Source organism: Methylobacterium sp. AC690, assembly GCF_979256535.1.
In genome coordinates, this window is the sequence record NZ_CEEDOX010000001.1 from 153281 (window position 1) to 178472 (window position 25192).

The window sequence follows — 25192 nt, forward strand, 5'->3', positions numbered from 1 at the left end:
CGGCGGCGGGCTCGGCCCCAACGCCGGAAGACGCCCGGGAAACCGGGCCGGGCGGGCGCCCCGCGCCCGTCCACCAACACCCCAGGGAGAACGCCATGATGAAGACGCTGCTCACCGGCCTCACCGTCGGCCTCGCGCTCGCCACCGCACCGGCGCGCGCCGCCGACGTGGTGCGCTACCGCGGCACCATCGAGTCGGTCGATGGTTCGACCGTCACGATCAAGCCCCGCATGGGCGAGACCAAGACCGTCACCTTCGGGGACGACACCAAGCTCTTGGCCGCCAGCACCGGCAAGCTCTCCGACATCAAGTCCGAGAGCTACATCGGCACCGCCGCGATCCCGCAGCCCGACGGCACCCAGAAGGCCCTGCAGGTGACGGTGTTCGCCTCCTCCCTGCGCGGCACCGCCGACGGCCACTATCCGTGGGATCTCGGCTCCAACTCCACCATGACCAACGGCGCCATCGGCAGCCTCTCCGGCACCGAGGGCCGGACGATGCTGGTCAAGTATCAGGGCGGCGAGAAGAAGGTGATGGTGCCGGAGGACGTGCCGGTGACCCTCGTCGACCCGGGCGAGAAGAGCATCGTGGTGCCGGGCGCCAAGGTCGTGGCCTTCACCAAGGCGGGCCCCGACGGCAAACTCAACGCCGCCGTGCTGATCGTCGGCCGCAACGGCACCGTCCCGTCGATGTGATCCCCTCCCCGGCCCCCTCCGCCGCAGCGGACGGGGCCGGGTTTCCCGTCCCGAGAACCCGAGGTCCCGTTGACGATCGTCCCCGAAACACCGTCGCGCCTCGTGGTGATTCACCCGCTCGTGGTGCGGATCACTCACTGGATCAACGCCGTCGCGGTGTTCTGCATGCTGTTCAGCGGCTGGGCGATCTACAACGCCTCGCCGCTCTTTCCCTTCGCGTTCCCGAAATGGGCGACTCTCGGCGGCTGGCTCGGCGGCGCCCTGGCCTGGCACTTCGCCGCCATGTGGCTCTTCGCCCTCAACGGCCTCGCCTACCTGATCTACGGCCTCCTCGCCCGCCACTTCGCCACCACCTTCCTGCCCCTGAGCCCGGGCGCGATCTGGCGCGATGCCCGGGCCGCCCTGAGGTTCCGCCTCGTTCACCGGATCGGCCGTTACAACGCGGTCCAGCGCCTCGCCTACGGGGTCGCGATCGCGCTCGGCCTCCTCCTGGTCGCCTCCGGATGTGCCCTGTGGAAGCCGGTGCAGTGGCAGGCCCTGGCGAACCTGTTCGGCGGCTACGAATGGGCGCGGCGTGTGCATTTCGCCGCCATGGCGGGCCTGGGAGGCTTCATCCTGCTCCACCTCGCCCTGGTGGCCATCGTGCCCAGTACGCTGCTGGCGATGATCACCGGCCGCGCCCGCGTCACCGAGGAGACCGTTCGCTGATGCCCCGCGATCCCGACGACGCCGCCCGCCTCAAGGCCCTGCGCCGCGACCTCGCCCCCGACCTCGCGCGCCTGGAGCGCCGGATGGTGCTGCGCGGCGGCCTCTCCCTGGGTGCCCTGACCCTGCTCTCCGGCTGCGACCTCTCCACCGGCAGCAACGGCACCCTGGCGGACCGCGTCCTCTGGGCGATGTCGCGGGCCAATGACCGGGTCCAGCAATGGCTGTTCGATCCCACGACCCTGGCCCCGACCTACCCGGCCTCGATGATCGACAGCCCGTTCCGCTTCAACGCCTTCTACCCGCCGGACAACATTCCGGAGATCGACGAGGCGACCTGGAAGCTCGAGGTCTCCGGCCTCGTCGCCGACAAGGCGCCCTGGACCCTGGCAAAGCTGCGGGCCCTGCCGCAGGAGAGCCAGATCACCCGCCACATCTGCATCGAGGGCTGGAGCCAGATCGGGCAGTGGAGCGGCGTGCCGCTGCGGACCTTCCTGGAGCGGAGCGGCGCCGACCTCACCGCCAAGTATGTCGGCTTCAAGTGCGCCGACCGCTACTACGGCAGCCTCGACATGCCGAGCGCCCTGCACCCGCAGACGATCCTGGCCCTCGACTTCGCCGGCCAGCCCCTCGCGCCCGAGTACGGCTATCCCCTGCGGGTCCGGGTGCCGACGAAGCTCGGCTTCAAGAGCCCGAAGCACATCGCGGCGATCTTCGTGACCAACGACTATCCGGGCGGCTACTGGGAGGACCAGGGCTACAACTGGTTCAGCGGGATCTGAGCGCCCCGCCCCTCGCATCGGCCACGGTTCCGTTCTACATCGCCTGGCGATGAGCACAGACTTCGCCCTCGACCCGCAGCTGGCCGCCGACACCGTGCATGTGGGCGACCTCGCCCTGTGCAGCGTCCTCCTCATGGACGATGCCCGCTTTCCCTGGCTGATCCTCGTCCCGCGCCGGACCGGCGCCAGCGAGATCACAGATCTCGCCCCGGCGGATGCGCAGGCGCTGATGGACGAGCTGCGGATCGCCACCGGCGTGATGCTGACCCTGGCCAAGCCCGACAAGGTCAATGTCGCGGCGCTCGGCAACGTCGTCTCCCAACTCCACGTGCACGTGATCGGGCGCTTCCGCTCCGATCCGGCCTGGCCGAAGCCGGTCTGGGGCCTCGGCACCGCCACCCCCTACCCGCACCACGCCCGCGCCCAGATGATCGAGCGCATCGGCGCCCTGTTCGCGGCGGCTTGAGGCGATGGCCGATCCCTTGGGCCAGCTCGGCTACGTCCAAAGCCGCCTCGTGCGCCACTCCGCCGAGAGCGCGTCCGCGATCCCCGCGCTCGATGCGCCCGGCGCCCGCATCGTCGTCCTGGCGGGCGACCGCGTCGTGCTCGTGGGTGATACGGCGCTCCTGGCGCCGGATGCGGCCGCCCGCACGGGCACGCGCAGCCTGACACTCTATCTCGGGCGCCTCGACGGCGACCCGGTCTTCGCTGCCGCCGTGCCGGCGGAGCTGGCAGAGGGCCTTGATGCCGATCCGGGATTCCGGACCAACGATCTGCGCAGCCTCGCGGGCGAGGGGCGGATCGCGCCGCATGAACTCGGGCTCCTCGCCACGGCGAAGTCCCTGCTCGGCTGGCATGCGCGCCACGGCTTCTGCGCCCATTGCGGGAACCCGACCACCCTCGCGGCCGGCGGCTATCGCCGCGAATGCACGGCCTGCGGGACGCACCATTTCCCCCGCACCGACCCCGTGGTGATCATGCTGATCACCCGGGGGGATTCCTGCCTGCTCGGCCGCTCGCCGCGCTTCAACGAGGGCATGTATTCCTGCCTCGCCGGCTTCCTGGAGCCCGGCGAGACCGTCGAGGACGCCGTGCGGCGCGAGACCTTCGAGGAGGTCGGCCTGACCATCGGCGCGGTGCGCTACCATGCTTCGCAGCCCTGGCCGTTCCCGTCCTCGCTGATGATCGGCTGCGTGGCCGAGAGCCTCGACGCGGCCATCACCCTCGATCCGGAGGAACTCGCCGACGCGCAATGGTTCTCGCGCGACACCGTCGCGGCGATGCTCGAGGGCCGCCATCCCGACGGCCTGACCACGCCGCCGCCCCTGGCGATCGCCAACCTGCTGATGCGGGCCTTCGTCGAGGGGCGGGCCTGAAGTCCCTCCCCGGCCGGCTTACCCCAGGACCCGGATCGGCGCTCCTTCGAGGAAGGCCCGGATGTCCTCCACGATCTCGGGGAAGTAGGTGCGGTAGTTCCGCTCCGTGACGTAGCCGAGATGGGGCGTCGCCAGCACGTTGGACAAGGCGCGCCAAGGGGAGTCCGGCGGCAGCGGCTCCGTCTCGAACACGTCGAGGCCGGCACCGGCGATCCGGTTCTCGGCGAGGGCCGCCAGGAGCGCGGCCTCGTCCACGATCGCCGCACGCGAGGTGTTGATCAGGAAGGCGTCGGGCCGCATCCGGCGCAGCGCCGCGTCGTCGACGAGGCCGCGGGTGCGTTCTCCGAGAACGAGGTGGATCGAGACGACGTGGCTCGCCGCCAACAGCGCCTCCAGGGAGGGCGCGAGGGCGACCCCCTCGGCCGCAGCCCGCTCGCGCGTGAGATTGGGGCTCCAGGCGCTGACCTCCATGCCGAAGGCCTGGCCGATCCGGGCGACGCGGGCGCCCGTCTTGCCGAGACCGAGGAGGCCGAGATGGCGACCGGCCAGATCGCTGCCGACGCTGACCTGCCAGGGGCCGCCCGTCCGCAGGGCCTGAACCTCCGGCACGAGGTGGCGGGCGAGCCCGAGGATCAGCGCCCAGGTCAGTTCCACTGGCGGCTCGGGGTGGCTGGCGGTGCCGCAGACCGTGACACCGTGCGCCTGCGCGGCGGCCAGGTCGATCGACAGGTTGCGCATCCCGCTGGTGAGAAGGAGCTGCAGCCGCGGCAGGCGTGCGAACAGCTCGGCCGGGAACGGCGTGCGCTCGCGCATCATCACGACGATCTCGCAATCCTGGATCGCGTCGACGAGCGCGTCCCGCGTTGCGAAGGTGGTGCGCAGGTCGCGCAGGGTGATCCGGTCCGCCAAACCCGACCAATCCGCCATCGTCGGGCCGACACCCTGGTAATCGTCGAGGATCGCGCAGGTGAGCATGGGACATCCTGTCTGGGGAGGACCGGGCTAGCGCAGGCCGAACAGCTTGGCCAGAGGCCTTCGGGACTTTGACTCACCGCCGCGAAACCGGCACCCCGGGATCTGAAACGATCACGATTCGTTCTCGACTGCAGACGGGTGCAGCGGAGCCGGGAGCCAGATGGGGTCGACATCCGAACCGCCCGCCTATGCCGAGCTCGCCGTCACCACGAACTTCTCGTTCCTGCACGGAGCCTCGCATCCCGGCGAGATGGTGGGTCAGGCCGCCGAGCTCGGGCTCCACGCCATCGGCATCGCCGACCGCAACACCCTGGCGGGCGTGGTGCGGGGCCATGCGGAGGCGAAGCGGCGAGCCGCCGCCGGCGAACCCGGTATCCGCTTCCTGCCCGGCGTACGCCTCGTGACGGAGGAAGGCTTCGAGGCCGTGGCCTACCCGATGGATCGGGCTGCCTACGGCCGCCTGTGCCGGCTCCTGACCCTCGGCAACCGCCGTTCCGAGAAGGGCCGGTGCCGCTTCGGCTTCGACGAATTCCTGGCGGCCAGCGCGGGACAGATGCTGATCGCGATTCCCCCGGAAGAGCTCGCTGGGGAAGAGCTTACTGGAGAGGACTTTGCTGGAGAGGACTTTGCGGGAAGGGATCTCGCGGGAAGGGATCTCGCGGGGATGCACCCGTTCCTGAGCCGGCTCGCGGCCCTGGTCGCGCAGGCTCCCGGCCGGGTCACCCTGGCGGGGAGCCACCGGCGGCGCGGCGACGAGCGCCGCCGCCTCGGTCGCCTGGCCGCCTGGGGCGAGCGCCTGGGTGCCCCCCTGGTGGCAGTCTCGGACGCGCTCTACCACCACCCGGACAGGCGGTCCCTGCAGGACATCGTCGCCTGCATCCGCGAGGGCTGTACCCTGGCGGCCGCGGGCTACCGCCTGGAAGCCAATGCGGAGCGCCACCTGCGGCCCGCGGCCGAGATGGCGCGCCTCTTCGCCGACCATCCCGAAGCCCTGGCCCGCACCATCGAGATCGCCGAGACCTGCAGCTTCTCCCTCGACGAACTGACCTACGAATACCCTGACGAGCCGGTGCCGCCGGGCTTCACCGCACAGGCCTATCTCACCGACCAGGTGTTGAAGCGGGCCCGATGGCGCTATCCGGACGGCATTCCCGAACAAATCGTGAACACAATCCAGGAGGAGCTGCGTCTCATCGAGAAGATGGACTACGCGCGCTACTTCCTCACCCTGTTCGACATCGTCGAGTTCGCCCGCAAGCGGGGCATCCTGTGCCAGGGGCGCGGCTCGGCGGCCAATTCCGTGGTTTGCTACTGCCTCGGCATCACGGCGGTCGACCCCACCGAGATCCGCCTGCTCTTCGCCCGCTTCATCTCGGAGAACCGGGCGGAGCCCCCCGACATCGACGTGGATTTCGAGCACGAGCGCCGCGAGGAGGTGATCCAATACCTCTACGATCGCTACGGCCGCGACCGCGCCGCGATCTGCGCCACGGTGATCCACTACCGTCCGCGCAGCGCCATCCGGGAAGTCGGCAAGGTCCTGGGGTTGCCCCCCGACATCACCGGCGTGATGGCCGACACGGTCTGGGGCTCCTGGGGCAAGGACCTGCCCGACGCCCATATCCGGCAGGCGGGCCTCGACCCGGACAACGCGTCGATCCGGCAGGCGCTGGAACTCGCCCACGCACTGATCGGCTTCCCGCGCCACCTGTCCCAGCACGTGGGCGGCTTCGTGCTGACCCGCGGGCGCCTCGACGAGACCGTGCCGGTGGGCAACGCCGCCATGGCGGACCGCACCTTCATCGAGTGGGACAAGGACGACATCGACGTGCTCGGCCTGATGAAGGTCGACGTGCTCGCACTCGGCATGCTGAGCTGCCTGCGCCGGGGCGTGGACTTCCTGCGGCAGGATTACGGGCACGATTATCCGACGCTCGCCGACCTGCCGCGGGAGGACGAGGCCACCTACGCGATGCTGGCCAAGGCCGATTCCGTCGGCGTGTTCCAGGTCGAGAGCCGGGCACAGATGTCGATGCTGCCGCGCCTGAAGCCGCGGGAGTTCTACGATCTCGTGGTGCAGGTGGCGATCGTCCGGCCCGGACCGATCCAGGGCGACATGGTCCACCCCTATCTGCGCCGTCGCCAGGGGCTGGAGCCCGTCAGCTACCCCTCCCCCCATCCCGATCACGGCCCCCAGGACGAGCTCGAGAGCGTGCTCAGGCGGACCTACGGCGTGCCCCTGTTCCAGGAGCACGCGATGCAGATCGCGATCACCGCCGCCGGTTTCCAGCCGCACGAGGCCGACGGCCTGCGCCGGGCCATGGCCACCTTCCGGCACAACGGCCAGATCGTGAACTTCCGCACCAAGTTCGTCGAGGGCATGGTCACACGCGGCTACCCGCGCGACTTCACCGAGCGCTGCTTCAAGCAGATCGAGGGCTTCTCCACCTACGGCTTCCCGGAAAGCCATGCGGCGAGCTTCGCCCTGCTGGTCTACGCCTCCGCCTGGATGAAGTGCCGCCACCCGGACGTCTTCCTCGCCGCCATCCTCAACTCCCAGCCGATGGGCTTCTACCAGCCGGCGCAGCTCGTGCGCGACGCCCGCGCCCACGGGGTCGAGGTCCGCGGCGTCGACGTGAATGCCAGCGCCTGGGACTGCACCCTCGAGCCGGCCCTGGAGCCCCCGCCGCCCGGCGTCCCGCGGCGCTTCGCCGTGCGCCTCGGCCTGCGCCAGGTGAGCGGCGTGCCGCAGGCCGCCATGCACCGCCTCGTCGCTCTGCGGGGCAACGGCTATGCCAGCATCGAGGGTCTGCAGGCGGCCCTCGCCCTGCCTCGCAACGCCCTGGAACGGCTGGCCGAGGCGGACGCGTTCCGCTCCCTCGACCTCGACCGCCGGGCCGCCCTCTGGGCAGTGCGGACCCTGGAAGGCACCTCGGCCCGCAAGGCGGCCCTGCGGAGCGACGGCGATCGGCGGACGCATCTCCTCGACACGCCGATGCCGCTCTTCGCCTTCCATGCCGACGACGGTCTGTTCCGGGCCGAACCCGCCGTGGCCCTGCCCGCCATGGCGGCCTCGGAGCACGTGGCGGAGGACTACGCCGCCACGGGCCTCTCCCTGAAGGGCCATCCGGTGGCGTTCTTCCGGACCCGGCTCGCCCGGATCGGCGCGATCCCCGCCCGCGACCACCACGACGCGGCCCGCGTGGCGAACAATGCCCGCGTCACCGTGGCGGGCCTCGTCCTCACCCGGCAGCGGCCCGGCACGGCGCGCGGCACCGTGTTCCTGACCCTGGAGGACGAGACCGGGATCGCCAACGTCATCGTCTGGCGCGACGTGTTCGAGGCTCATCGGGCGACCGCCATGGGCGCCCGCTTCCTGGCGGTGCGCGGCCGGGTCCAGCGCCAGGGCCTCGTGGTGCACCTCCTGGCCGAGCAGTTCCGCGATCTCTCGTCCGCCTTGCGCGATCTGCGCGCCGGAGGCCTGCGGCTACCGCCCGAGACCACCGATTTCGGCGCCCCGGAGGATCGACGCATTTACCGCAGCCGCGATTTTCATTGAGGCTGAATCGCGGCTGCGGGCCCGACCCGCTGGCCACACGGCCCGCCCAAGACTAGAGCTGTTCCAAACCTCGACGAGACCCACGACGCTGTCCCACTCATCGACACACGCCCCCTGGTGGAGAGGCTGGCAGGTCGTGCATGCGACCGAGCGCCTGCGCGCGCGCCCTTGGCTGGGCGAGGGAGCCGCCCTGACGGCGTCGGCCCTCGCCCTCGGCCTGCGCTTCGCCCTGGACGACATCCTGCCGCCGGGCTTTCCCTACCTGACGTTCTTCCCGGCCGTGATCCTCACGACCTTCTTCTTCGGCCTGCGGCCGGGCATCACCTGCGCGACCCTGAGCGGGTTCGCCGCCTGGTACTTCTTCATCCCGCCCGTCAGCAGCTTCATCATCGACGGGCCGACCGCCCTGGCCCTGGGCTTCTACGTCTTCATCGTTGCGGTCGATATCGCGCTGATCCACGTCATGCATCGGGCGGGCGAGCGGCTGCGTACCGAGCGCCAGGTCTCGGCGGGGCTCTACGAGCAGCAGCGCACGATGTTCCAGGAGCTGCAGCACCGGGTCGCCAACAACATGCAGTTCGTGGCCGCCCTCCTGACCCTGCAGAAGCGCAAGGTCGGCAACGATCCGAACGCGGCGCTCACCGCTCTCGACGAGGCACGGGTGCGGTTGGAGACGATCTCGCGCATCCATCGGCGCCTGTACGACCCAAGCAGCATCGAGCGCCCGGTGGGGCAGTACCTCAGGGAACTCTGCACCGACCTCCTCGATGCCACGGGCGCGCAGAACATCGTCTGCCTCGTCGACACGCCGCCCCTGCGGTTCGACCTCACCCAGCTCACCACCCTGTCGCTCCTCGTGGTCGAGGTGGTGACCAACGCCCTCAAGCATGCCTTCCCGGACGGGCGGCGGGGCACCATCACGATCCAGCTCGAGCGGCTCGATGCGGAGCGCCTGCAGCTCGTCATCTCGGATGACGGGCGCGGCATGCCCGCGGATTTCGACCCGGACGCGACGCGCAGCCTCGGCTTCCGCATCGCGCAGGGCCTCGCGGGACAGCTCGGCGGACAGCTCAGCTACAGCAACGAGGGCGGCACGGTGGTCCGCCTCGCCTTCACGCCCTGAGGGGGCTCACCTCCCCGGACAGCCCGATCATGCGACTGCGCAGCGCCCTCCTCCCCGTCCTCCTCGGCGCGAGCCTGCTCGGACCCGGCCTCGCACGGGCCGACGAGTGCGACGGCCTCGCCGCCCGGATCGCGAGTGCCATGGGCGGAAAGGTCGGCCGGCGCACCGGCCCCAGCATCGACCTGCGGGTTCCCGGCGGCCTGAAGCTCGACCTGACCTGCCGGGCCGAGCCCATCGTGCAAGCGGCCTCCTCCGACCCCACACCCTCGGACGCCTACTTCGCCGACCTCGCCCTGGCGGCCGAGATCGTGGTCGGCGAGAGCGCCGGCGCGGTCCAGGCCGCCATCGCCACGGCGCACGCCACCGCCCTCAGGGAGCGGCGCAAATCCTTCATCCAGCAGAACGGCTGGTCGGCGAGCTGCTACACCGACGCCAGCGGCTCGATCCGCACCCTGTGCTCGGTGGGGCGGATCCCACCGGGCTAGCAGGCTCCATTTTCGAAGGCGCGGATCCCTCCGGATCCGCGCCTCGTCGCACCCTGGGGCGAATCAGTACTCGATCACGTCTTCCAGGGCGTAGTGCTTCACCGTCTTCCGGTTGGCGATGAGCTCGTCGATGGTGGGCTCGCCCTTCATGGCGCGGCCGATCGCGAGCTTCGTCGCCTCGTAGTTGGTGCGGTAGAGATCCTTGCGGTCGAGGTTCGGATCGGATCCGCAGCGCTCGTCCAGCCAGATCATGATGATCATGCAGAGCTCGTCGAGCCCGTCCTTGGGCAGGACGCCCTCGATCACGCAGTCGATGATGGCGTCCCCCGTGGCGGCCTGGACGACACCGCCGAGCAATTCGGCATACTCGGCCGTATGGATCGTGACCTTCGTCGTCATGATCGTGGCCGGGCGCACGAGCTGGTTGAGGTCGCGCACCACGAACATCCGGGTGTGGCCCTGAACCTGCCCCATCATGCCGGCGAAGGCCTGGCCGGCCGGGCCGCGGGTGGAGCCGATCAGCACCTCCGGCATCGCGTCGGTGTACTGCCCCTCGGCGGCGAGCACGGTCGCCTCGCCGGTACGGAACCAGATCTCGGACATGGGGTCTTCCTTCCCTGAATGATCGCCGGGCCCCGGGGGCCGGGATGGGTCGGGGCGCACAAACACCAGGGGGTGGCACGGCGTCAATCGCCGGCCGGATCTTCCGGCCCCTGGCCTCACGCCATCGGATCGGTCATGCAGAGGCACTTGCGCAGGATCCATTGCGCAGAAGTGATAGTGCAGGAATGCCGGCGGCCGGGAGGGTCGAGGGTACGGAGAGGCGGAAAGCCCATGAGCGGAGAACGGGACTGGAGCATCGCGGTGGCGGCCGCACCGGACGGGGTTCGGATCGAGATCGGCCTGCCCGGCCTGAACGGCGCACCCGTCACGGCGATCCTTGCCCTCGACCGGGAGGAGGCCCGTACCCTGGCGCGGGCGCTGCTGGCGGCCTCCGGGGACGCGATGGAGCGCACGTTTCCGCGTGCCTCCGGCTCGGGCGAGCGTTAGAGGCCGACGCGGTTGCTGCGGCCCGGCAGGGTCTGCACCTTGGCGTCGCGGGGCTCGATCGGCGCCGCGCAGGTGTAGGTGAATTCGGTCTGCAGATCGGTGAACACGGTCTCGCCGCGGACCCGGCAATCCTCGCGCCCCGTCTCGTTCAGGTAGGTGCGCGCCGCCTCGCGGAAGCGCTTGACCCGGGTCAGGGCCGGATCGCCGCCGGCGAGCGCATCGTCGAGGCCGCAGCCCGTGGTCTCCCGCAGGGCGTTGGAGACGATCAGCATCTTGCGGACCCGGCGCTGGTCGTAGACCTCGTAGGGATCCTTGCAGCCGATCGTGACCACCTGGGGCGGCAGGCTGACATAGGTCTTGGAGATGTACGCGAAGCCCGTGCAGCCCGAGGCGACGAGCCCGAGCGCAACGGTGGCGACGAGGGAGCCGGTGAGCCGGTACACGATCGGGGCGCCCTTCAGCTGGTCTCGGGCCATGGTTGAGCCGGGCAGGCATTGAAGCGCAGGCACGCCCACGGTCAAGCCTTCCCCGGCCACACTCCAGCGGTTTCGGTCGCGTCGCCGCCACCCCGCCGGGGGACGCGGCGACGCTGAAGTCCTACTCGGCGGCGGCCGCGAGGTAGCGGGCCGGATCGTAGTTCAGGATCGGGCCGAGCCAGCGCTCGACCTCCCGCAGATCCATGCCCTTGCGAAGGGCGTAATCCTCGACCTGGTCGCGCTCCACCTTGGCGACGCCGAAGTAATGCGATTCCGGGTGGGCGATGTAGAGGCCCGAGACCGACGAGCCCGGCCACATGGCGTAGGACTCGGTGAGCTTCACGCCGATGCGCGGCTCGGCCTTGAGCAGGTCGAACAGCGTGACTTTCTCGGTGTGGTCGGGCTGCGAGGGATAGCCGGGGGCGGGACGGATGCCGGCATATTCCTCGCGCACGAGGTCTTCCGGCGCGAAGGTCTCGTCGGCGGCGTAGCCCCAGAACTCGCGGCGAACCCGCTCGTGCATGCGCTCGGCCAGGGCCTCGGCGATGCGGTCGGCCAGCGCCTTGACCAGGATCGAGCGGTAATCGTCGTTGGCCCGCTCGAAGCGCTCGGCGATCCGCACCTCCTCCAGGCCCGCCGTGACCACGAAGCCGCCGACGTAATCGGCGATGCCGGTCTCGGCCGGCGCGACGAAGTCGGACAGGCAGGTGTTGGCGCGCCCGTCGCGCTTCGTCAGCTGCTGGCGCAGGCCGTAGAAGGTCGCGAGTTTTTCCGACCGGCTCTCACCGGTGAACAGCGTGATGTCGTCGCCCACGCTGTTGGCCGGCCAGAAACCGATGATGGCCTTCGGGTTGAACCAGCGCTCGGCGACGATCTGCTTCAGCATCTCCTGCGCGTCGTCGAAGAGGGCTTTCGCCGCCGGCCCCTGCGCCGGGTCCTCGAAGATCGCCGGATAGCGGCCCTTGAACTCGTAGGTCTGCAGGAACGGCGTCCAGTCGATGTAGGGCACCAGGTCGGCGACCTCGTAGGAGCTGTAGACCCGCACGCCGGTGAAGCTCGGCTTCTTCGGCTGGTAGCCCGACCAGTCGATCCGGAACGGGTTGGCGCGGGCCTTCGCCAGCGGCAGACGCTGCTTGTCGAGCTCGGAGCGGGCGTGGGCGTCCGAGACCTTGCGGTACTCGGCGCGGATGTTGGCAATGGTCGACTCCCGCGTCTCCTTCGAGAGCAGGCTGGAGACCACGCCGACGGCGCGGCTCGCATCGGTGACGTAGACGGTCTGGCCGCGGTTGTAGGACGGGTGGATCTTCACCGCCGTGTGGACGCGGCTCGTGGTGGCCCCCCCGATGAGCAGCGGCACGTCGAAGCCCTCGCGCTCCATCTCGGCCGCGACGTGTACCATCTCGTCCAGCGACGGGGTGATCAGGCCGGACAGGCCGACGATGTCGACGTTCTCGCGCTTGGCGACATCGAGGATCTTGGCCGCCGGCACCATCACGCCGAGATCGATGATCTCGTAGTTGTTGCAGGCCAGCACGACGCCGACGATGTTCTTACCGATGTCGTGGACGTCGCCTTTCACGGTCGCCATCAGGATCTTCCCGGCGGCCTGCCGCTTGCCGTCACCGCCATTGGCGAGCTTCTCCGCCTCCATGAAGGGCTCGAGATAGGCGACCGCCTGCTTCATCACGCGGGCGGACTTCACCACCTGCGGCAGGAACATCTTGCCCGAGCCGAACAGGTCCCCGACCACGTTCATGCCGGCCATCAGCGGCCCCTCGATGACGTGGAGCGGGCGCGCGGATTTCAGGCGCGCCTCCTCGGTGTCGGCCACCACGAACTCGGTGATGCCGTTGACCAGCGCGTGCTCCAGGCGCTTCTCCACGGGCGCCTCGCGCCAGGACAGGTCGGCGGTCTTGGCCTGGACGCCGCCGCCGGACTTGAAGCGCTCGGCCGCCTCCAGCAGGCGGTCGGTGGAATCCTCGCGGCGGTTGAGGACGACGTCCTCGCAGAGCTCGCGCAGCTCGGCCGGAAGTTCGGCGTAGATCGCCAGCTGGCCGGCATTCACGATGCCCATGTCCATGCCGACCTGGATCGCGTGGTACAGGAACACCGCGTGCATGGCCTCGCGCACCGGCTCGTTGCCCCGGAAGGCGAAGCTGAGATTCGAGATGCCGCCCGAGATGTGGGCGTGCGGCAGGGTCTCGCGGATGGTCTTGGTCGCATCGATGAAGGCGACGCCGTAGCCGTTGTGCTCCTCGATGCCGGTGGCGACGGCGAAGACGTTCGGATCGAAGATGATGTCTTCCGGCGGGAAGCCGATCTCCTCGGTCAGGACGCGGTAGGCCTTGGTGCAGATCTCGACCTTGCGCTCCAGCGTATCGGCCTGGCCCTGCTCGTCGAAGGCCATCACCACCACGGCCGCGCCGTAGGAACGGCACACCCGGGCGTCGGCGATGAACTTCTCGACGCCCTCCTTCATGGAGATGGAGTTCACGATCGCCTTGCCCTGGACGCACTTGAGCCCGGCTTCGATGACGTGGAACTTCGAGGAATCGATCATCACCGGTACGCGGGCGATGTCGGGCTCGGCGGCGACGAGGTTGAGGAACTCGACCATCGCCTTCTCGGAATCGAGCAGGCCCTCGTCCATGTTGACGTCGATAATGCTGGCCCCCGCCGCGACCTGGTCGCGGGCGACATCGAGGGCGGCGGCGTAGTCGCCAGCGGTGATGAGCTTCCTGAACTTGGCCGAGCCGGTGACGTTGGTGCGCTCGCCCACGTTCACGAAGGGGATCTCCTTCGTCAGCGTGAAGGGTTCCAGGCCCGACAGGCGCATCAGGCGCGGCACTTGCGGGATCGCGCGCGGCTTCACACCCGCGACGGCCTGCGCGATGGCACGGATGTGGTCCGGCGTCGTGCCGCAGCAGCCGCCGACCATGTTGACGAGGCCGGCAGTGGCGAACTCGCCCACCAGCTTGCCCATGGCCTCGGGGCTCTCGTCGTAGAGGCCGAACTCATTGGGCAGGCCGGCATTCGGGTAGGCGCAGACCAGGGTGTCGGCGATGCGCGACAGCTCCGAGATGTGGCCGCGCATCTCCTTGGCGCCCAGGGCGCAGTTCAACCCGATCGTGAGCGGGCTGGCGTGGCGGAGCGCATTCCAGAACGCCTCCGGGGTCTGGCCCGAGAGGGTGCGGCCGGATAGGTCGGTGATCGTCCCCGAGATCATGATCGGCAGGGCCATGCCCCGCTCCTCGAACACCGCCCAGGCGGCGGCGACCGCGGCCTTGGCGTTCAGCGTGTCGAAGATGGTCTCGATCAGGATGAGCTCGGCGCCGCCATCCATCAGGCCACGCACCTGCTCCTCGTAGGCCTGCTTGACCTGATCGAAGGTCACGGCCCGGTAGCCGGGGTTGTTGACGTCCGGCGAGATCGACAGGGTGCGGTTCGTCGGACCGATGGCGCCGGCCACGAAGCGGCGGCGGCCGTCCTGCGCCTCGGCGAGCTGGGCCGCCTCGCGGGCGAGGCGCGCGCCCTCCGCGTTCAACTCGTGGATGATCGTTTCCATGCCGTAATCGGCCTGGGCGATCGTCGTGCCCGAGAAGGTGTTGGTCTCGCAGACGTCGGCCCCGGCCAGGAAGTAGTCGAGGTGGATCTGCCGGATCGCGTCGGGTTGCGTCAGGATCAGGAGGTCGTTGTTGCCCTTCTGGTCGTGCGCATGCTCGCCGAAGCGGTTGCCGCGAAAGTCCGCCTCGCCGTAGCCCAGGCGCTGGATTACGGTCCCCATCGCCCCGTCGAGGACGAGGATTTTCTCGCCCGCGCGCTGGCGCAGGGCGGCTTCGATCTCTTTTCCGTCGACGGGGCGCAGGTCGGTCATGGGGTTCTCACGCGTCGTTCCGGGACCGCGGCGCGGCACCCGGAACCCGGAACCGCGACGGGCCCGGACAGTGAAGTTCGACAGGATAGGCGTGTCGGCTCCCGGGGCCGCCTTCGCGCCCCGGGATGTGATGCGGTCAGGCCGCTTTGGCGGCGACCTTCGGGGCCTGGGCCCGCAGGCCGAGCACGTGGCAGATGGCGTAGACGAGGTCGGAGCGGTTCATCGAGTAGAAGTGGAAGTCGTTGACGCCGTGGTCGACGAGGTCGAGCACCTGCTCGGCCGCCACCGCCGCCGCAACGAGGCGCCGGGTGTCGACATCGTTGTCGAGACCCTCGAACCGGGCGGCGAGCCAGTAGGGTACCGAGGCGCCGGTGCGGCGGGCGAAATTCGCCGCCTGCTTGAAATTCTGCACCGGCAGGATGCCGGGGATGATGGGGATGTCGATGCCGGCGGCCCGCACCTTGTCGACGTAGCGCAGGTAGATGTCGTTCTCGAAGAAGAACTGCGTGATCGCCTGATCGGCGCCGGCATCGACCTTGGCCTTCAGGGCATCGATGTCGGCGTCGAGGGTGGGAGCCTCCGGGTGCTTCTCGGGATAGGCCGAGACCGAGACCTTGAAGTCGCCGATTCGCTTGATGCCGGCCACGAGATCGGAGGTCTGGGCGTAGCCGCCGGGATGGGGCCGATAGGCGGTGCCGACGCCGTCCTGCGGGTCGCCGCGCAGGGCTACGATGTGGCGGACGCCCGCATCCCAGTAGGATTGGACGACCGCGTCGATCTCCTCGCGGGTGGCGTCGACGCAGGTGAGGTGCGCAGCCGGCTGCAGGCTGGTCTCCTTGATCATCCGCGCGACGGTGTTGTGCGTCCGCTCCCGGGTGGAGCCGCCGGCGCCATAAGTCACGGAGACGAATTTCGGCTGCAGCGGCGCGAGGCGCTCGATCGACGACCAGAGGATCTTCTCCATCTCGTCGGTCTTCGGCGGGAAAAACTCGATGGAGACCCGGATCGGACGATAGCTGTCGCGGCTGGCGCGATGTTGGGAAGCGGTTGGCATCGGGGTCGTCCTCTATGTCGGTCGGTTCAGACGGTCGTCGATCTGGGTTCGCGTCGATCCGGGTTCGGATGCAGGGTTCGAGTCGAAGCGGACTGCCGCCCTCAGGCGACGGCCCGCTCCGGGATCAGTTCGGCCGCGGGCACCACCCTCTCGGCCGCATCGGTGGCGAGCCAGAGCGTCACGGTCAACTGGTCCTCGACCTCGCCGGTGGGGGCGAGGTCCCGGGTGGTGACGCTGGGCAGGCCCGCATCGTTGAGCCAGCCCGTCACCTGCTCGGGTGCGAAGCCGAGGCGGCGATGCGCCTGGGCCTCGCGCAGGAATTCGAGGTCGTGGGGGGCGAAATCCACGACCAGCAGGCGACCGCCGGGGGCGACGAGACGCGCGGCCTCGCGCAGAGCCCGGGCCGGGTCGTCGAGGTAGTGCAGCACCTGGTGGACGACGACGAGGTCGAACCCGCCGCGCCCGAAGGGCGGCGCGTGAATGTCGCCCTGGCGCAGATCGACCCGCGACAGGCCGAGGCGCTCCAGGTTCGCCCGCGCCACCGAGAGCATGGCGTGGTTGGAATCGAGCCCGACCGCCCGGGCGGCGCGTCCCGCCAGAAGCCCGAGCATGCGCCCGGTGCCGGTGCCGAGATCGACGAGGCTCTGGATCGGCCGGTCGCCGAGCACGTCGAGCACCGCGGCCTCGACGGTGGCCTCGGGCACGTGCAGCGAACGCAGGTGGTCCCACTTGGGCGCGAGACGGGCGAAGAAGGCCTGGGCGGCCTCGGCCCGCTGAGCGCGCACGGCCTCCAAGCGGGCGAAATCTTCCGAGAGTGGCGCGCGGGCGGCATCGAGCCCGGCCACCAGCGGCTCGACCAGGGCGGCGCGATCCTCCACGAGGCGGAAGAACGCCCAGGCGCCCTCGCGGTGCCGCTCCACCAGCCCAGCCTCCACCAGCAGCTTGAGATGGCGCGAGATGCGCGGCTGCGACTGGCCCAGGATATCGGTCAGATCGGAAACCGAGAGCTCGCCGGCGGCCAGGAGTGCGAGGATGCGCAGACGCGTCTCCTCGGCCGCTGCCCGCAGGATGGCGAGGGCGTCCGGGAACGGTAGAGTCGTGGCTGGGGAAGGTCCCGCGTTAGACATAAAGATATCTTTATGTGAAAACGAAAGCCCTGACAAGCGCCTCGGAGGTCACCTTCGGCATGGATCGCGCGGGCGTCTCAGGACTCGTTCCAGAGCCAGGCCGCACCGCGGACACCGGAGGCATCGCCGTGCCGGCTCGGGCGGATCGGGGTGTCGAACGCATCCGAGAAGACGTGCGGCGCCACGCGTTCGGGGAGGCCCGCCAGGATCTCCGGCACCCGCGAGAGGCCGCCGCCAATGACGATGACGTCCGGATCGATCAGGTTGACCCCCTGGGCGATGCCGCGCCCGAGGCGATCGAGGTAGCGATCGAGGGTCGCCCGGGCCGCCGCGTCGCCGGCCCGCAGGGCCGCGATCACGCCCTCGCCGCGGATCGCCGTGCCGGTGCAGCGCGCGTGGTCGGCGGCCAGCGCCGGACCGGAGACCCAGGTTTCGAGGCATCCGTGCCGGCCGCAATAGCAGGCGGGACCGGGGCGCTCGTCGTCGCGGGGCGATGGCAAGGGGTTGTGGCCCCACTCGCCCGCGATCCGGTCACGTCCCGAGAGCGCGCGGCCGTGGAGCGCGATCCCCGAGCCGACACCCGTCCCCAGGATGATGGCCCAGACGACGGGCAGGCCGGCGCCGGCGCCGTCGACCGCCTCGGACACCGCGAGGCAGTTGGCATCGTTCTCGAGACGGACCGGGCGGGCGAGGATGCGCTCGAGATCCTGCGCGAAGGGCCGGCCGTTCAGCCAGACCGAATTCGCGTTCTTGACGAGGCCGGTTCGCGGCGAGATCGCACCGGGCATGCCGATGCCCACCGTGCCGGGAACACCCGCTCGCGCCTCCAGGTCGCCGACCAGGCCCGCGATGGCCGTCACCGTCGCGGCGTAATCGTCCCGCGGCGTGGCGATCCGCTGCTCAGCCCGCGTCGCACCATCGGACGCGAGGGCGATCCCGGCGATCTTGGTGCCGCCGAGATCGATGCCGATGCGCAGGGTTTCGAACAGGTCCGGGTCCCGTCAGCGCGCCGCGGCGGGGATCGGGGACGCCGCAGCGACGGTGGCGCTCGGCTCCATCTCCGGGGCGTGGTCGGAGATGTCGGTGCCGATGGAAACCGGGTGCGCCATGACCTGACGCAGCTTCTCCGTGTCGAGTTCGCCCTCCCAGCGGCTGACCACCACGGTGGCGACGCCGTTGCCGATGAGGTTGGTGATGGCCCGGCACTCCGACATGAACTTGTCGACGCCGAGGATCAGGGTCATGGCCGCCACCGGCACGGGGTTGTTGGGAATGGCGCTGAGCGTGGCCGCCAGGGTGATGAAGCCCGCGCCGGTGACGCCCGAGGCGCCCTTCGAGGTCAGCATCGCCACCAGGATGATGGTGGCGTACTGGCCGAAGGACAGGTCCGCCCCCACCGCCTGAGCCAGGAACAGCGAGGCCAGGGTCATGTAGATGTTGGTGCCGTCGAGGTTGAACGAGTAGCCCGTCGGGATCACGAGGCCCACCACCGAATCCGACGCCCCGAGGCGGCGCATCTTCGTCATCATGTGCGGCAGCACGGTCTCGGAGGACGACGTACCGAGGACGATCAGGAGTTCGTCCTTGATGTAGGCGAGGAACTTGAAGATCGAGAATCCGGCGACCCGGGCGATGCCGCCAAGCACCAGGATCACGAACAGGAACGCGGTGACGTAGAAGGTGCCGACGAGCCAGGCGAGGTCGATCACCTTGCCGATGCCGTACTGACCGATGGTGAAGGCCATGGCGCCGAAGGCGCCGATGGGAGCGAGCTTCACCACGAGGCCGATGATGCGGAAGAAGATCTGCCCGGCCGTGTCGATGGCGTGGGTGATGGCCTCGCCGCGCTGGCCCATGCCGGTCACGACGACGCCGGTGAGGATCGAGATCAGCAGCACCTGCAGCAGGTCGCCGGTGGCGAAGGCGTCGAAGAAGCTCTTCGGGATCAGCGCCATGATGTGTCCGGTCACCGAATCGTCGGCGGCCAACTTGGCGTATTTCTCCACCGCCTTGGCATCGAGCTTCGTGACATCGGCATTGAAGCCGGCGCCCGGCCTGACCACCTCGCCCACGAGGACGCCGATGAGCAGCGCGATGGTGGAGACCACCTCGAAGTAGACGAGCGCTTTCAGCCCGACGCGACCGACCTTCTTCAGGTCTCCGATCGAGGCGATGCCGTGCACGATGGTGCAGAAGATGATGGGCGCGATCATCATCTTGATCAGGGCGATGAAGGCGTCACCCAGCCATTTGACCGACTTGCCCCATTCGGGCTGCAGCCAGCCGAGAAGCACGCCGAGCACGATCGCGATCAGCACCTGGATGTAGAGCACCTTGTACCAGGGCTCCTTGGCCGGACGTGGGACCGCAGCCGGTGCCGTTCCATACGTCGTCGCTTGGGCCATGATTCCTCCCGCTGCGCTCTGCGCAACCCGCCGATTGTTAATCCCGACGCTAGCCAGTTTATTCGCGTCGCTCAATCGCAGGCGGTGGGCTGCAATGACAAACCACGAACGCCTACATGCCCTTCGCCGGAAAAGGTCCCCGCAGCGAGCACGTAGAATGGCGCCGAATGGTCGCCTGCTTCGGCGCTCGGCGGGGATGCGGATCCGCGGGACAGGTGCCTGCCAGCGCGTGGCGGTGGGCAGACCCAGTCCCCGGTGTCACCGGCCGCTCGATCCGGTCAGGCCGCGCCGGCCTCCGTGCCGGCCCGGATCACCCGGAGCACCGAGCGAACTTCTCCGGCCGGCGGCGTTCGCTCAGGTCTGCTGCGTACGACGGGGCCGAACGGTCCAGCGCTCGAACTCGGCCGCGATGTCGTCCTCGCCGCGCGCGGCTCCCTTCGGCTGCGGCTGCGGGTTGCCGAGCGCCTGCGACAGGCTCTCGATCACGTCGTCGATGCGGGAGTCGATGGCGGGTGTGCTCTCGGCGGCAGGCTCGCTCGCGGCGTCCGGCTGAGCGTGCGCCTCCCCGACTTCGGGGCCTGCGGCCGCCTGCGCCTCGACCGGAGCAGGCTCCTCGACCGGAGGAGCGGGCACGGGTGCGGCCTCGGCGGCGGCCGGTGCCGCCGCTGCGCTGCCGCCCGCGACCCGGCGCAACGCCTTCATCATCCCGTCGCCGTCGCCGCCATTGGTCTTCGGAGCGCCGTAGCGACCGAAGCCGAAGCGCGGCTCGATCAGGTCGAGAACCGCGTCGAGGGCGCCATTGGACAGGCCGATCTCACCGGGATGCGGGACACCCTGCAGGGCCACCGCGTGCCGGTCGTAGCTCGGATCGCCGGTGACTTCGGGACCGAACCAGGCCGGCACCGGGAAACCCTGGGCCTCGTCGCCGCCGTCGAAGGTCACGCTAACGAGGTCGAACTCGCCCGGCGCGACGTAGCGGTCGATCAGTGCCTCGCGGCCGCCACCGAGGGCGAGCGCGGTGCGGTCGTAGGCGGCCTTGCCCGAGCAGACATCCATCAGGGCATCGCCGTGCGCCCGCGGCACGTCGGTGCGCTCTTCGCTGGAGGTCCCGTCCGGGGCCGCGGTCACCAGGACGAGGTGGCAGGCCTGCCCGTCGACCCGGACGTAGGAGACACGGCCGGCCTGGGGGGCGAAGTAGCCCTCGGTGATCCGGGAGCCCCCGCGTTCCTTGCGGATGAGGCGGACCAGGGAGGGGGCCACGAGAAACCGGCGTACGAGGCTCATCGACATTCTCCGCGAGGTCGGTCGACCCGGCGGTAGAGGTCCGGGCGGACGCTGACGTCAGGGCCGCCGACCTCCCGTGACGCGAGGTGGACAGACCGGCTTTCAGGTGGCTCCCCGCGCCGAGCCCGTCGGCCCTCCACGTGGAACGATGACATAGGATATGATCTGTGTTCACGCCCCGCGTAGCCGGGACAGATCGGTAAATAATTCTCGTTCCGGACTAAGCAAAACGACGGCGAAATCAAGACCATCCCCGCCGTCGCTCCCCGTCATCCGCCGATCCGTCCCCATCGAAACCCGCCCGGCTCCCCAGGCCCGACGCCTCTCAGGCCTCCGGCTCGAAGCGCAGGGAGAGGCCGTTCATGCAGTAGCGCAGTCCGGTGGGCGGCGGCCCGTCATCGAAGACGTGGCCGAGATGGCCCTTGCAGTGGGCACAATGCACCTCGGTGCGGGTCATCCAGTGGCTGCGGTCGACCGTCGTCTCCACGGCGTCGTCGAGGGGGTCGAAGAAGCTCGGCCAGCCGGTCCCGCTCTCGAACTTGGTGCCGGTCACGAAGAGCGGCGCGTCGCATCCGGCGCAGTGGAACACGCCCGGGCGCTTCTCAGCGTTGAGGCAGCTGGTCCCGGCCCGCTCGGTGCCGTGCTCGCGCAGCACCCGATACTGGTCCGGGGTGAGGATCTCGCGCCATTCGGCGTCGCTGCGGGTCTGGACCGCGTCCGCGGCAGCCGAAGACGTCAGCGAAGAAGATGTGGGAGACGAAGAAGATGTGGGAGGTGAAGACATCGGGCCGGTGCTCCTGAGACGTGGGGAAGACGTCTCCTAGATAGGCGCTCGATGCCTCCGCGGGGAGGCCGGCCTCAGGCGACGGCGCCGAGGGTGTCGGCCATGCGCGCCCGGCGGGCCCCCATCGGCAGCTCGGGGCCGGTGGTGGTGTCGCGCGCGGTCTGGTGCTCCATCTCGGCGTTGATCTCGCCGCCGAGGAGGACGATCGTCGTGGAGATCCAGATCCACGTCATGAAACCGATGGCGGCGCCGAGGGAACCGTAGGTCTCGTTGTAGTTGCCGAAGCTGGAGACGTACCAGGAGAACAGGATCGAGGCGAGGAGCCACAGCAGGCCCGCGATCGCACCGCCGACGCCGACCCAGCGCCAGCGCGGCCGCTGGCGGCTCGGACCGTAGCGGTAGAGCAGGGACAGGCCGCCGAGGAGGACGACCAGGAGCGCCGGCCAGCGCAGCAGGGCGACGAGCCAGGCGGTGTCGCTCAGGCCGACGAACTTGAACACCACCGGCAGAACGACGATGCCCGTGAGGGCCAGGATGGTGAAGACCAGCGCCCCGATGGTGAAGGTGAGCGAGCGCAGGTTCAGCATCACGAAGGAGCGCTTCTCCTCCTCCTCGTAGACCACGTTCAGGGCGTCGAACATCGCCTTCATGGCGGCATTGGCGCTCCAGAGGGAGAGCAGAAGGCTGGTGAAGAAGGTCAGGCCGAGGGTGCCGTTGCCCTTGGCGGCGATTCGCTTGACCTGGTCGCCGATGATCTCGATGGCCCCGGAGGGCAGCACACCCCGCATGCTCGCGAGGTGCTCGTTGATCGAGCCGACATCCGCCACGAGGCCGTAGCAGGAGACGAGCGCGGCGATGGCCGGGAACAGCGAGAGCAGCGAGTAGAAGGTCACGCCCGCCGCCACCGACAGGACCCGGTCCTGGTTGAACTCGAGATAGACCCGGTAGAGGATGTCCTTCCAGCCCGCGGCGGTGATCTCGGTGGGCGAGCCCGCGGCACGCCCGCGCGCGACCTGCGTCGCCGCGACGTATGCCGCCGCCGCCCCCTCGTGCGAGCGGGCGCCCTGCTCCGTCGAGGGAGGGGCGGGCGCGACTGCGGGACGCGGCCGGGTCGCACGCCCGGATGCGGCGGCGAGCGTGATCAGCGCGGTCCCGAGCAGCAGCGTCCACAGAACGGGATTCGCCGCCTCGCCATCGGGTGCGGGACTGCGGCGGAGGGGAGATGGCATGTCAGGACCGGAACGGGATGGACGGCGCTTCGGCGCCTCGTCGTCTCGGCGCCCCAGATCAACGTGACGCAGGCTTGACCGTTCCGGCTCCAACCCCTCGTCCCCGGGCTTCCGCATCGCGCCCGATGTCGCAAGCTCATCGTCTCCTTGGCTGATCTCGGCACAGACGAAATGCCGGCGGACATGCCCGGGGCGAGCTGTTCCCGTCTCCGACGGCGTCAGCGCATCACCTTGAACCTTCCAGGCACCTCGACCGGATGCAGCCACGCCTCAGGCACCGCACGATCAATCGAAGCAAAGCTCGGAAGACGACAGTCTCAGGACGACGACTTCATATAGGCGAAAATGTATACTATAGACGTAAATTTCGAGAGACATAAAGGGTGTTTTAAACAAAACATATCAGTCTCCCACATCACGAAAGCTTTCATGAGCGAAAGCTTTTCAACCTGAGGAGCCAAGCACGTGCATTTCGTCAATCGGGTCAGCGTCCTGGCGAAGATCGCCCTCCCCCTGTTCGCCCTGGGCACCCTCGCCATCGGGCTCGTCCTCTACGCCCGCACGTCGATGAACCACATGGCGGAGCAGTCGAAGCAGGTGATCGAAATCCTCGGCATGCGGCGGGAATCGTACCTCAAGATTCAGCTGAACATCGCGGAAGCGGCCGTGTCGGTCCGGAACATCATCCAGGAAACCGAGGAAGCCCCGATGGCGCGATACAAGGCAGAGTATATGTCGTCGCAATCAGCGGCGCTTGAAATCATCGATCGTCTGATTGCGGCGACCGAAACGCCGGAACGTCGCAAGATCGGTGAGACGCTGCGAAGCTTGGCGGAGGCCTATTTCGCGGCCGCGGCCCGAGCCATGGAGTATGGGCTCCGGAACGAGAATAGGATCGCGATGCAGACCGTCCAGCGCGAAGCGCAACCTGCCCGGTCCCATCTGAACACGTTCATGGATCAGCGCCTGCAGCGTGTCACCGAGGAGATGAACTCCGGAAAGCAGGCGCTCGATGCGGGCATCGCCACCGCGGTCGAACGGCTGGTCATCGCCACCGCCATCGGTCTGGTTCTCGCCGCCCTCCTGTGCGGCGCCATCGTGATGTTCGGAATCACCCGGCCTCTGAGCCGCCTGGTCGCGATCCTGACGCGCATGGCCCAGGGTGAGATCGATGCCGATATTCCGGAGGCGCGTCGCGGCGATGAGATCGGCGCCGTGGGCAAGGCAGTGGAGGGCATCAAGGCGATGGTCGCCCGGAAGGGCGCGGAGGAAGCCGAGATCCGCCGCATCGCCGATCAGGCCGCGGTCGCCGCACGCCGCGCAACGATGATCGAACTTGCGGACAGCTTCGAGGGTGCCGTGGGCGGCATCATCGGCATGGTCTCCGCGTCCTCCACCGAACTGCAGGCGACGGCGGGGACCCTGACCACCACCGCCAGCGAAACCGCCTCGCAATCCATCACCGTGGCGGCGGCGGCCGAGGAGGCCTCCGTCAACGTGGGCACCGTGGCGGCAGCGGCCGAGGAACTCGGCAACTCGGTGCAGGAAATCGGCCGGCAGGTCTCGAACTCCTCCCAGATGGCGCAGTCCGCCGTGACCGAGGCGGACACCACCTCGGTCCTGGTCCAGGAACTCAGCGGCGCCGTATCGCGGATCGGCGACGTGGTGAGCCTGATCTCGACCATCGCGGGCCAGACCAATCTGCTCGCCCTCAACGCCACCATCGAGGCGGCCCGCGCCGGCGAGGCGGGACGCGGCTTCGCCGTGGTGGCGGCGGAAGTGAAGGAACTCGCCAACCAGACCGCCCGGGCCACCGAGGAGATCGGAAGCCAGATCGGCCATATCCAAGGGGCCACGGGCCAGGCGGTCTCGGCGATCGGCTCGATCACGACGCGTATCCGCGACATCAACGCGGTGGCGACGGCGATCGCGGCAGCGGTGGAGCAGCAGAGCGCCGCGACGCAGGAAATCGTCCGCAACGTGGCCCAGGCCTCGGTAGGGACCGCGGACGTCACAAGCACCATCTCGGGCGTCGCCCAAGCGGCCGAGGAGACCGGTGCCGCCGCAAGCCAGGTGCTGGGCGCCGCGGGCGAACTGTCCCGCCAGTCGGAGCATCTCAGTGCCGAGGTGCAGCGCTTCCTCGGCACCGTTCGCGCCGCTTAGCCTCCGGACGCCGCGCGGCCCGTCCGGACCGTGCGGCCCCATCCGG

The 25192-nt window shown here is 69.3% G+C and carries 21 protein-coding genes; 10 read left to right on the forward strand and 11 right to left on the reverse strand.

The window, feature by feature from the left end; genetic code table 11:
* The first annotated feature begins 95 nt into the window (after positions 1-95).
* The 5 genes from AC0IY1_RS00760 (at position 96) to nudC (ending at position 3558) form a co-directional block, all read left to right on the forward strand.
* Entirely contained in the window at positions 96-695 is a 600-nt protein-coding gene (locus tag AC0IY1_RS00760; protein WP_055947567.1) for a hypothetical protein, read from the forward strand.
* A gap of 75 nt (positions 696-770) precedes the next feature.
* Positions 771-1403 (forward strand): cytochrome b/b6 domain-containing protein, encoded by a 633-nt coding sequence (locus tag AC0IY1_RS00765; protein WP_471767390.1) that lies wholly within the window; start codon positions 771-773, stop codon positions 1401-1403.
* Entirely contained in the window at positions 1403-2182 is a 780-nt protein-coding gene (locus AC0IY1_RS00770; protein ID WP_471767050.1) for a molybdopterin-dependent oxidoreductase, read from the forward strand. Before AC0IY1_RS00765 ends, AC0IY1_RS00770 begins: the two co-directional genes overlap by 1 nt.
* Before the next feature lie 49 nt (positions 2183-2231).
* Positions 2232-2648: an HIT domain-containing protein gene (locus AC0IY1_RS00775; protein ID WP_471767051.1), complete on the forward strand. Its 417-nt coding sequence runs from the start codon at positions 2232-2234 to the stop codon at positions 2646-2648.
* Between the two features lie 4 nt (positions 2649-2652).
* Positions 2653-3558, forward strand: a complete 906-nt coding sequence (nudC, locus tag AC0IY1_RS00780; RefSeq protein ID WP_471767053.1) for an NAD(+) diphosphatase — start codon at positions 2653-2655, stop codon at positions 3556-3558.
* An 18-nt stretch (positions 3559-3576) separates the two neighbouring features.
* Here the strand turns inward: nudC and AC0IY1_RS00785 are convergent, their stop codons facing one another.
* Positions 3577-4533: a D-2-hydroxyacid dehydrogenase family protein gene (locus tag AC0IY1_RS00785; RefSeq protein ID WP_471767054.1), complete on the reverse strand. Its 957-nt coding sequence runs from the start codon at positions 4531-4533 to the stop codon at positions 3577-3579.
* Between the two features lie 160 nt (positions 4534-4693).
* On the opposite strand from AC0IY1_RS00785, the gene AC0IY1_RS00790 reads away from it, so the two are divergent.
* The 3 genes from AC0IY1_RS00790 (at position 4694) to AC0IY1_RS00800 (ending at position 9700) form a co-directional block, all read left to right on the forward strand.
* Positions 4694-8092, forward strand: coding sequence for an error-prone DNA polymerase (locus AC0IY1_RS00790; protein ID WP_471767055.1), 3399 nt, complete (start codon positions 4694-4696; stop codon positions 8090-8092).
* 136 nt (positions 8093-8228) lie between these two features.
* The gene (locus AC0IY1_RS00795) at positions 8229-9215 is read left to right on the forward strand and encodes a sensor histidine kinase (RefSeq protein WP_055947549.1); all 987 of its coding nucleotides are present in this window, start codon (positions 8229-8231) and stop codon (positions 9213-9215) included.
* Positions 9216-9244: 29 nt separating this feature from the next.
* Entirely contained in the window at positions 9245-9700 is a 456-nt protein-coding gene (locus AC0IY1_RS00800; protein WP_471767056.1) for a hypothetical protein, read from the forward strand.
* 63 nt (positions 9701-9763) lie between these two features.
* On the opposite strand, the gene AC0IY1_RS00805 is transcribed toward AC0IY1_RS00800, so the two are convergent.
* Positions 9764-10303: a formaldehyde-activating enzyme gene (locus tag AC0IY1_RS00805; protein ID WP_103708376.1), complete on the reverse strand. Its 540-nt coding sequence runs from the start codon at positions 10301-10303 to the stop codon at positions 9764-9766.
* Positions 10304-10534: 231 nt separating this feature from the next.
* Here AC0IY1_RS00805 and AC0IY1_RS00810 point away from each other — a divergent pair, with 231 nt between their 5' ends.
* Positions 10535-10750 (forward strand): hypothetical protein, encoded by a 216-nt coding sequence (locus AC0IY1_RS00810; protein ID WP_055947543.1) that lies wholly within the window; start codon positions 10535-10537, stop codon positions 10748-10750.
* Here AC0IY1_RS00810 and AC0IY1_RS00815 read toward each other — a convergent pair.
* The 9 genes from AC0IY1_RS00815 to AC0IY1_RS00855 form a co-directional block, all read right to left on the reverse strand.
* Entirely contained in the window at positions 10747-11226 is a 480-nt protein-coding gene (locus tag AC0IY1_RS00815; protein WP_244477177.1) for a hypothetical protein, read from the reverse strand. The genes AC0IY1_RS00810 and AC0IY1_RS00815 overlap by 4 nt on opposite strands.
* A gap of 121 nt (positions 11227-11347) precedes the next feature.
* The gene (gene metH, locus AC0IY1_RS00820) at positions 11348-15100 is read right to left on the reverse strand and encodes a methionine synthase (protein ID WP_471767058.1); all 3753 of its coding nucleotides are present in this window, start codon (positions 15098-15100) and stop codon (positions 11348-11350) included.
* Positions 15101-15236: 136 nt separating this feature from the next.
* Positions 15237-16154, reverse strand: coding sequence for a methylenetetrahydrofolate reductase [NAD(P)H] (gene metF / locus AC0IY1_RS00825; protein ID WP_055947538.1), 918 nt, complete (start codon positions 16152-16154; stop codon positions 15237-15239).
* Between the two features lie 101 nt (positions 16155-16255).
* Positions 16256-17281, reverse strand: a complete 1026-nt coding sequence (locus AC0IY1_RS00830) for an ArsR/SmtB family transcription factor (RefSeq protein ID WP_471767060.1) — start codon at positions 17279-17281, stop codon at positions 16256-16258.
* 77 nt (positions 17282-17358) lie between these two features.
* Positions 17359-18258, reverse strand: a complete 900-nt coding sequence (locus AC0IY1_RS00835; RefSeq protein WP_471767393.1) for an ROK family protein — start codon at positions 18256-18258, stop codon at positions 17359-17361.
* 24 nt (positions 18259-18282) lie between these two features.
* A complete protein-coding gene (locus AC0IY1_RS00840) occupies positions 18283-19686 on the reverse strand; it encodes a dicarboxylate/amino acid:cation symporter (RefSeq protein ID WP_103708372.1) in 1404 nt (467 codons plus the stop codon).
* Positions 19687-20040: 354 nt separating this feature from the next.
* Positions 20041-20970 (reverse strand): hypothetical protein, encoded by a 930-nt coding sequence (locus tag AC0IY1_RS00845; RefSeq protein ID WP_471767061.1) that lies wholly within the window; start codon positions 20968-20970, stop codon positions 20041-20043.
* Between the two features lie 325 nt (positions 20971-21295).
* Positions 21296-21754 carry a peptide-methionine (R)-S-oxide reductase MsrB gene (gene msrB, locus AC0IY1_RS00850; RefSeq protein WP_471767063.1) on the reverse strand — a complete coding sequence of 153 codons (459 nt, stop codon included), beginning with the start codon at positions 21752-21754 and terminating at the stop codon, positions 21296-21298.
* Between the two features lie 74 nt (positions 21755-21828).
* Positions 21829-22983 (reverse strand): YihY/virulence factor BrkB family protein, encoded by a 1155-nt coding sequence (locus AC0IY1_RS00855; protein ID WP_471767064.1) that lies wholly within the window; start codon positions 22981-22983, stop codon positions 21829-21831.
* Positions 22984-23448: 465 nt separating this feature from the next.
* Between AC0IY1_RS00855 and AC0IY1_RS00860 the strand changes: the two genes are divergently transcribed.
* Entirely contained in the window at positions 23449-25146 is a 1698-nt protein-coding gene (locus tag AC0IY1_RS00860; protein ID WP_471767066.1) for a methyl-accepting chemotaxis protein, read from the forward strand.
* Positions 25147-25192: the final 46 nt, after the last annotated feature.

What these genes read in the sequence shown, in the direction of transcription:
- AC0IY1_RS00760 (WP_055947567.1), top strand. Translation starts at nt 96, where the DNA reads ATGATGAAGACGCTGCTCACCGGCCTCACCGTCGGCCTCGCGCTCGCC.
- AC0IY1_RS00770 (WP_471767050.1), top strand. Translation starts at nt 1,403, where the DNA reads ATGCCCCGCGATCCCGACGACGCCGCCCGCCTCAAGGCCCTGCGCCGC.
- AC0IY1_RS00775 (WP_471767051.1), top strand. Translation starts at nt 2,232, where the DNA reads ATGAGCACAGACTTCGCCCTCGACCCGCAGCTGGCCGCCGACACCGTG.
- nudC (WP_471767053.1), top strand. Translation starts at nt 2,653, where the DNA reads ATGGCCGATCCCTTGGGCCAGCTCGGCTACGTCCAAAGCCGCCTCGTG.
- AC0IY1_RS00785 (WP_471767054.1), bottom strand. Translation starts at nt 4,533, where the DNA reads ATGCTCACCTGCGCGATCCTCGACGATTACCAGGGTGTCGGCCCGACG.
- AC0IY1_RS00790 (WP_471767055.1), top strand. Translation starts at nt 4,694, where the DNA reads ATGGGGTCGACATCCGAACCGCCCGCCTATGCCGAGCTCGCCGTCACC.
- AC0IY1_RS00800 (WP_471767056.1), top strand. Translation starts at nt 9,245, where the DNA reads ATGCGACTGCGCAGCGCCCTCCTCCCCGTCCTCCTCGGCGCGAGCCTG.
- AC0IY1_RS00805 (WP_103708376.1), bottom strand. Translation starts at nt 10,303, where the DNA reads ATGTCCGAGATCTGGTTCCGTACCGGCGAGGCGACCGTGCTCGCCGCC.
- AC0IY1_RS00810 (WP_055947543.1), top strand. Translation starts at nt 10,535, where the DNA reads ATGAGCGGAGAACGGGACTGGAGCATCGCGGTGGCGGCCGCACCGGAC.
- AC0IY1_RS00815 (WP_244477177.1), bottom strand. Translation starts at nt 11,226, where the DNA reads ATGGCCCGAGACCAGCTGAAGGGCGCCCCGATCGTGTACCGGCTCACC.
- metH (WP_471767058.1), bottom strand. Translation starts at nt 15,100, where the DNA reads ATGACCGACCTGCGCCCCGTCGACGGAAAAGAGATCGAAGCCGCCCTG.
- metF (WP_055947538.1), bottom strand. Translation starts at nt 16,154, where the DNA reads ATGCCAACCGCTTCCCAACATCGCGCCAGCCGCGACAGCTATCGTCCG.
- AC0IY1_RS00830 (WP_471767060.1), bottom strand. Translation starts at nt 17,281, where the DNA reads ATGTCTAACGCGGGACCTTCCCCAGCCACGACTCTACCGTTCCCGGAC.
- AC0IY1_RS00840 (WP_103708372.1), bottom strand. Translation starts at nt 19,686, where the DNA reads ATGGCCCAAGCGACGACGTATGGAACGGCACCGGCTGCGGTCCCACGT.
- AC0IY1_RS00845 (WP_471767061.1), bottom strand. Translation starts at nt 20,970, where the DNA reads ATGAGCCTCGTACGCCGGTTTCTCGTGGCCCCCTCCCTGGTCCGCCTC.
- msrB (WP_471767063.1), bottom strand. Translation starts at nt 21,754, where the DNA reads ATGTCTTCACCTCCCACATCTTCTTCGTCTCCCACATCTTCTTCGCTG.
- AC0IY1_RS00855 (WP_471767064.1), bottom strand. Translation starts at nt 22,983, where the DNA reads ATGCCATCTCCCCTCCGCCGCAGTCCCGCACCCGATGGCGAGGCGGCG.